The organism is Clostridium sp. CAG:43 (genome assembly GCF_000434655.1).
GTDB lineage: Bacteria > Bacillota > Clostridia > Lachnospirales > Lachnospiraceae > Otoolea > Otoolea fessa.
On sequence record NZ_FR895075.1, the window covers coordinates 1 to 5,030 of the forward strand.

A 5,030-nucleotide genomic window follows, 5' to 3' on the forward strand; every position below is an offset into this window, starting at 1 on the left:
TATAAGCCCTGAGATGTGAAAATAAAAGTATTTCACATTTCAGGGCTTTTTTGTTTCAAAAATTGTATCATATGAAACAAAAAACGCTCCGTGAGGATGCACACTTGCGCGAAGCAGAAATAGGTCGCAGGCGACCGCGTTCGGTGCGAGAATGTGCCTTGGCACATTCTTTTGATAGAAAGGTGGGGAAAAAGATGGAACGAATCCATGTAAAGGTTCCCGGTGAGCAGCCACAGGATCGGGAATATATGAGGCAGGCGTTAGCACTGGCAGAAAAAGGGCAAGGATGGGTCAATCCGAATCCGATGGTCGGCGCGGTGCTGGTAAAGGATGGACGCATCATTGGCGAGGGATATCATACACGATATGGACAGCTTCATGCAGAACGGGAAGCATTTAAGAATGCGGCAGAGCGGGGCGAAGAGACGGCGAGAGCAGATTTGTATGTGACGCTGGAACCCTGCTGTCACACCGGAAAACAGCCGCCGTGTACGGAAGCGGTGCTGGCATCCGGGGTGAAGCGCGTGATTGTCGGCTGCACGGATCCGAATCCGGTGGTGGCAGGGCGCGGCATCCGGATTCTGAGGGAAAAAGGGCTGGAAGTGGTGGCCGGAGTTTTACGCGGAGAGTGTGAACGGCAGAATGAGGTGTTCTTCCATTTCATGCGGACGAAACTTCCGTTTACGGTGCTGAAATACGCGATGACACTCGACGGAAAGACAGCGACGGTGTCGGGTAAATCCCAGTGGATCACGGGCGAGGCGGCGCGGAAGCGGGTGCATGAGGACCGCGGGCGTTATATGGCGATTCTGACAGGCGTTTCGACGGTGCTGGCGGACAATCCGCAGCTGACCTGCCGGATTCCGGGAGGGAAAAATCCGATCCGGGTGATTGCAGATACGAAGCTTCGGACACCGCTTTCATCGACCGTGGTACAGACCGCGCGGGAGACACCGACCTGGATTGTGACGGCGGTATCGGATGCCGGAAGAAAGAAAGCATATGAGGACGCCGATTGTCGTGTTTTAAGTGTCCCGGCAAAAGAGGGAGAACTGGATTTGCAGGCGATGATGCAGCGGCTGGGCGAGGAGAAAGTGGACAGCGTGATGGTCGAGAGCGGCGGGACGCTGGCATGGTCGTTTTTAAAGGCAGGGCTTGTGAACCGGGTGCAGGCGTACATTGCTCCGAAGATTTTCGGAGGGGCAGGCGCCCCGACCCCGGTGAGGGGAACCGGCGTGGATGCGCCGCCGGAGGCATTTCTTCTTAAAAAGCCGGAGGCAGTGTGGCTGGGAGAGGATCTGCTGCTGGAATATGAGGTGTCCGGTCAAGATGCATGAGGCGGTGTTAGAACGGGAAAAAATCGCTGATTTGAAAAGGAGAAAAGATGTTCACAGGAATCATAGAGGAAGTGGGAAGGATCCGTGCGATTGAGCGCCAGGCAGTCTCGGCACGGCTGACGGTTGCTGCGTCTAAGGTGCTCTCGGATGTCCATCTGGGCGACAGCATTGCGGTCAACGGTGTGTGTCTGACGGTCACGTCATTTGGGAGAGATTATTTCTGTGCGGATGTAATGCATGAGACTCTGAACCGTTCGTCCCTGGGGGCACTGGGTGTCAAAAGCCCGGTCAATCTGGAGCGGGCGATGCTGGCGGGCGGACGGTTTGGCGGACATATCGTCTCCGGTCACATCGACGGAACCGGAACCATCCGGGATGTGCGCCGGGACGGAAATGCCGTCTGGTATACGATTCAGGCCTCAGAACCGATTCTGCGGCTGATTGTGGAAAAAGGATCGATCGCGATCGACGGAATCAGCCTGACGGTCGCACGGGTGGATCACGTATCATTTTCCGTTTCTATCATCCCGCATACGCTGCAGGAGACAGCGCTAGCGTTTAAGCGGGCAGGCGATATCGTCAATCTGGAAAATGACTGCATTGGAAAGTATGTGGCGAAGCTGATAGGAGCGGAAGAAGAGGATAAGGCAGGAAAGGGCATGACAAGAGAATTTCTGCAGCGGTATGGATTTTAATAGAGGAGGAGAACAATGAAGCAGTTTGATACAGTTGAAAAGGCTCTGGACGAGCTGAAACAGGGACATTTAATCCTGGTTACGGATGACGAGGATCGCGAAAATGAAGGCGATCTTATCTGCGCGGCAAGTTTTGCCACGACAGAAAATGTCAATTTCATGGCGACGCATGCGAAGGGCTTAATCTGTATGCCGATGAGCGCAGAAATCTGCCGGAAGCTGCAATTCCCACAGATGGTGATGGATAACACGGATAACCATGAGACGGCGTTTACCGTATCGATCGACCATAAAACGACGACCACCGGTATTTCTGCCGAGGAGCGCGGTATTACGGCGCGCGCGTGCGTGGATCCGGACACAAAGCCGGATGATTTCCGCCGCCCGGGACATATGTTTCCGCTGATGGCGAAGAAAAACGGTATTCTGGAGCGCAACGGTCACACAGAGGCGACGGTAGACCTGATGCGGCTTGCAGGGCTGCCGGAATGCGGTCTGTGCTGCGAGATCATGCGCGAGGATGGAACGATGATGCGGTCGGAAGAATTATTTGCGATGGCAGAACAATGGGGTCTGGCGATGATTTCCATTAAACAGCTGCAGGAGTACCGCAAGAGACATGAAAAGCTGGTCGAGTGTGTGGCGGAGACGCGGATGCCGACGAAATACGGCGAATTCCGCGCGTATGGCTACCTGAATCTCTTAAATGGAGAACACCATGTGGCGCTCGTCAAGGGCGATATCGGAGATGGGAAAGATGTACTCTGCCGCGTACATTCGGAGTGCCTGACCGGCGATGCATTTGGTTCCCTGCGGTGCGACTGCGGACAGCAGCTTGCGTCGGCGATGACCCAGATTGAGAAAGAGGGACGAGGCGTTCTCCTCTATATGCGGCAGGAAGGACGCGGCATCGGGCTTTTAAATAAGCTGCGCGCCTACAAGCTGCAGGATGGCGGCATGGACACGCTGGATGCGAACCTGGCGCTGGGATTTAAGGGCGATCTGCGGGAATACTACATTGGGGCACAGATTTTAAAGGATCTGGGAATCAAGACGCTGCGTCTTCTGACCAATAACCCGGATAAGGTATATCAGCTTTCGGATTTTGGCATGGAAATCAAGGAGCGCGTGCCGATTCAGATGGAGGCGACGCCGTATGATGGATTTTACCTGAAAACGAAGCAGGAGCGGATGGGACATATTTTGAATTTTAAATAGAAAAAGTGACAGGCGAAAATAGATCGTCGGAAAGGATGGTACTTATGCGTACATTTGAAGGAAACGTAGTAGCGGAAAATAATATGAGGATCGGAATTGTGGCGGCACGATTCAATGAGTTTATCACCTCGAAACTGGTCGCAGGCGCGCAGGATGCGCTGCGCCGTCACAATGTCTCGGAGGAGGACGTAGATGTTGCGTGGGTTCCAGGTGCTTTTGAGATTCCGCTGATTGCGTCGGAGATGGCGAAGTGCGGAAAGTATGATGCGGTGATCTGCGTGGGTGCAGTTATCCGTGGAAGCACAAGCCATTATGATTATGTGTGCAGCGAGGTTTCGAAAGGAATCGCACAGGTTTCTCTGGCAAGCAGCGTGCCGGTTATGTTCGGTGTGCTGACGACGGATACGATCGAGCAGGCGATCGAGAGAGCGGGAACAAAGAGCGGAAATAAGGGATTTGACTGCGCGATGGGAGCAATCGAGATGGTGAATTTGCTGCGGGAGATCCGGAAGTAAAAATAATCAGGTAATCGGGCATCGAAAAAGCCAGGACTGCGGAATGCTGCAGCCCTGGTTTTTTTGTCTTAGGAAAATTCGTCCATGCGCCAAGTTTTGGTGTTACTCTGTTTTCAACAGCCCCTGTTCCGTATAATATTTCTCCGCTCCCGGATGCAGCGGAATAGGAAGCTGGCTGCATATATATTCCGGATCAGATAAGTTACTTAAGGATGGGTGGGTGCTGATCAGTTCTTCACGGGATTCGTCGAGAATCTTGGTGATGGTGTAGACCAGCTGTTCGTCCATGGATGCGTCCACGCAGAGAAGGCATTTGATTCCGAAGGTTTTCAGTGTCTCGGTTTGTCCCGGATAGGTACCGGCTGGGACGGTGGCGCGGACGTAGAAGGGGCTGGCTGCAAGAATTTTTTGCAGTTCTTCGTCAGTGTACTCCAGCAGGCGGCAGGGCGTCTGGCTGGCCAGATCGGTCAGGCTGTGGACCGGGATTCCGGCGAAGCTGTGGACGGCGTCGAGTTTACCGTTTAAGACAGAGTCCACGCTGGCGGAGAAGCTGTAGTTTTCAAGGGCAGTGTTGGCAATATTGAGCCCGGCTGCCTTGAGAGCGGTGCGGGCGGAAAGCTCCGTGGTGGATCCTTCTGGTCCGACGGCAATGTGGTGTCCGGCGAGTTCATGAACGTAGGAGATATGCTCGGATTCCGGCACCATCCAGGTGGACAGGCTTGAATAGACGGCCCCGATCGCCCGCAGGGATTCGACCGGATGACCGGAAAATTCGTCCGTTCCCTGATAGGCGGAAAATGCCACATCGCCGCTGACCAGTCCCATATCAAATTGTCCGTTTTTGATATTTTCCACGTTCGTGTAGGAACCGTTGGAGGCGCTTAAATTGACCTTGAGCTGTTCATCGTGTTCGCTTAAAACAGAGGCGATGGCACTGCCAACCGGGTACATGGTTCCGCCGCTGTCGGCAGTTCCAATGGTCAGAACGTGCAGTTCTTCGTCTGCTTCATTGGGATGGTCGTTGACCCGCGCATCTGCGGAGGTGCTGCCGGAACAGCCGGAAAGTCCGAGCAGGAAGGTAAGAAGCATCATTGGTGTCAATTTTACTAGTTTTTTTATTTTCATAGATCTCACCTTTTCGTAGTTTATCAGTATATAAAAAAACGCAGCGGTTCTGTCGAATGCTGCCTTAGCGATTAAAAGAATATTAAAACTCTGTAAAAAGTATAACATAAAAAACAGTGATAAGACAAGACCAAGATAGA

The 5,030-nt window shown here is 53.2% G+C and carries 5 protein-coding genes; 4 read left to right on the top strand and 1 reads right to left on the bottom strand.

Translation table 11 applies throughout. The features are described 5' to 3' along the window. Nucleotides 1-194 precede the first annotated feature (194 nt). The 4 genes from ribD to ribE are packed head-to-tail and all read left to right on the top strand — an operon-like array spanning nucleotide 195 to nucleotide 3,765. Nucleotides 195-1,337, top strand: a complete 1,143-nt coding sequence (gene ribD / locus QVO97_RS06005) for a bifunctional diaminohydroxyphosphoribosylaminopyrimidine deaminase/5-amino-6-(5-phosphoribosylamino)uracil reductase RibD (protein WP_022359476.1) — start codon at nucleotides 195-197, stop codon at nucleotides 1,335-1,337. 47 nt (nucleotides 1,338-1,384) lie between these two features. After that, the gene (locus QVO97_RS06010) at nucleotides 1,385-2,032 is read left to right on the top strand and encodes a riboflavin synthase (RefSeq protein WP_022359477.1); all 648 of its coding nucleotides are present in this window, start codon (nucleotides 1,385-1,387) and stop codon (nucleotides 2,030-2,032) included. 15 nt (nucleotides 2,033-2,047) lie between these two features. After that, nucleotides 2,048-3,250: a bifunctional 3,4-dihydroxy-2-butanone-4-phosphate synthase/GTP cyclohydrolase II gene (locus QVO97_RS06015; RefSeq protein ID WP_022359478.1), complete on the top strand. Its 1,203-nt coding sequence runs from the start codon at nucleotides 2,048-2,050 to the stop codon at nucleotides 3,248-3,250. 44 nt (nucleotides 3,251-3,294) lie between these two features. Continuing rightward, nucleotides 3,295-3,765 carry a 6,7-dimethyl-8-ribityllumazine synthase gene (ribE, locus tag QVO97_RS06020; protein WP_022359479.1) on the top strand — a complete coding sequence of 157 codons (471 nt, stop codon included), beginning with the start codon at nucleotides 3,295-3,297 and terminating at the stop codon, nucleotides 3,763-3,765. A 102-nt stretch (nucleotides 3,766-3,867) separates the two neighbouring features. Here ribE and QVO97_RS06025 read toward each other — a convergent pair whose 3' ends face one another. Next, entirely contained in the window at nucleotides 3,868-4,890 is a 1,023-nt protein-coding gene (locus tag QVO97_RS06025) for a TAXI family TRAP transporter solute-binding subunit (protein ID WP_022359480.1), read from the bottom strand. Nucleotides 4,891-5,030 lie beyond the last annotated feature (140 nt).

Bases quoted from the DNA above. Each gene is read 5' to 3' on its own strand.
- ribD (WP_022359476.1), top strand. From the start codon at position 195: ATGGAACGAATCCATGTAAAGGTTCCCGGTGAGCAGCCACAGGATCGG.
- QVO97_RS06010 (WP_022359477.1), top strand. From the start codon at position 1,385: ATGTTCACAGGAATCATAGAGGAAGTGGGAAGGATCCGTGCGATTGAG.
- QVO97_RS06015 (WP_022359478.1), top strand. From the start codon at position 2,048: ATGAAGCAGTTTGATACAGTTGAAAAGGCTCTGGACGAGCTGAAACAG.
- ribE (WP_022359479.1), top strand. From the start codon at position 3,295: ATGCGTACATTTGAAGGAAACGTAGTAGCGGAAAATAATATGAGGATC.
- QVO97_RS06025 (WP_022359480.1), bottom strand. From the start codon at position 4,890: ATGAAAATAAAAAAACTAGTAAAATTGACACCAATGATGCTTCTTACC.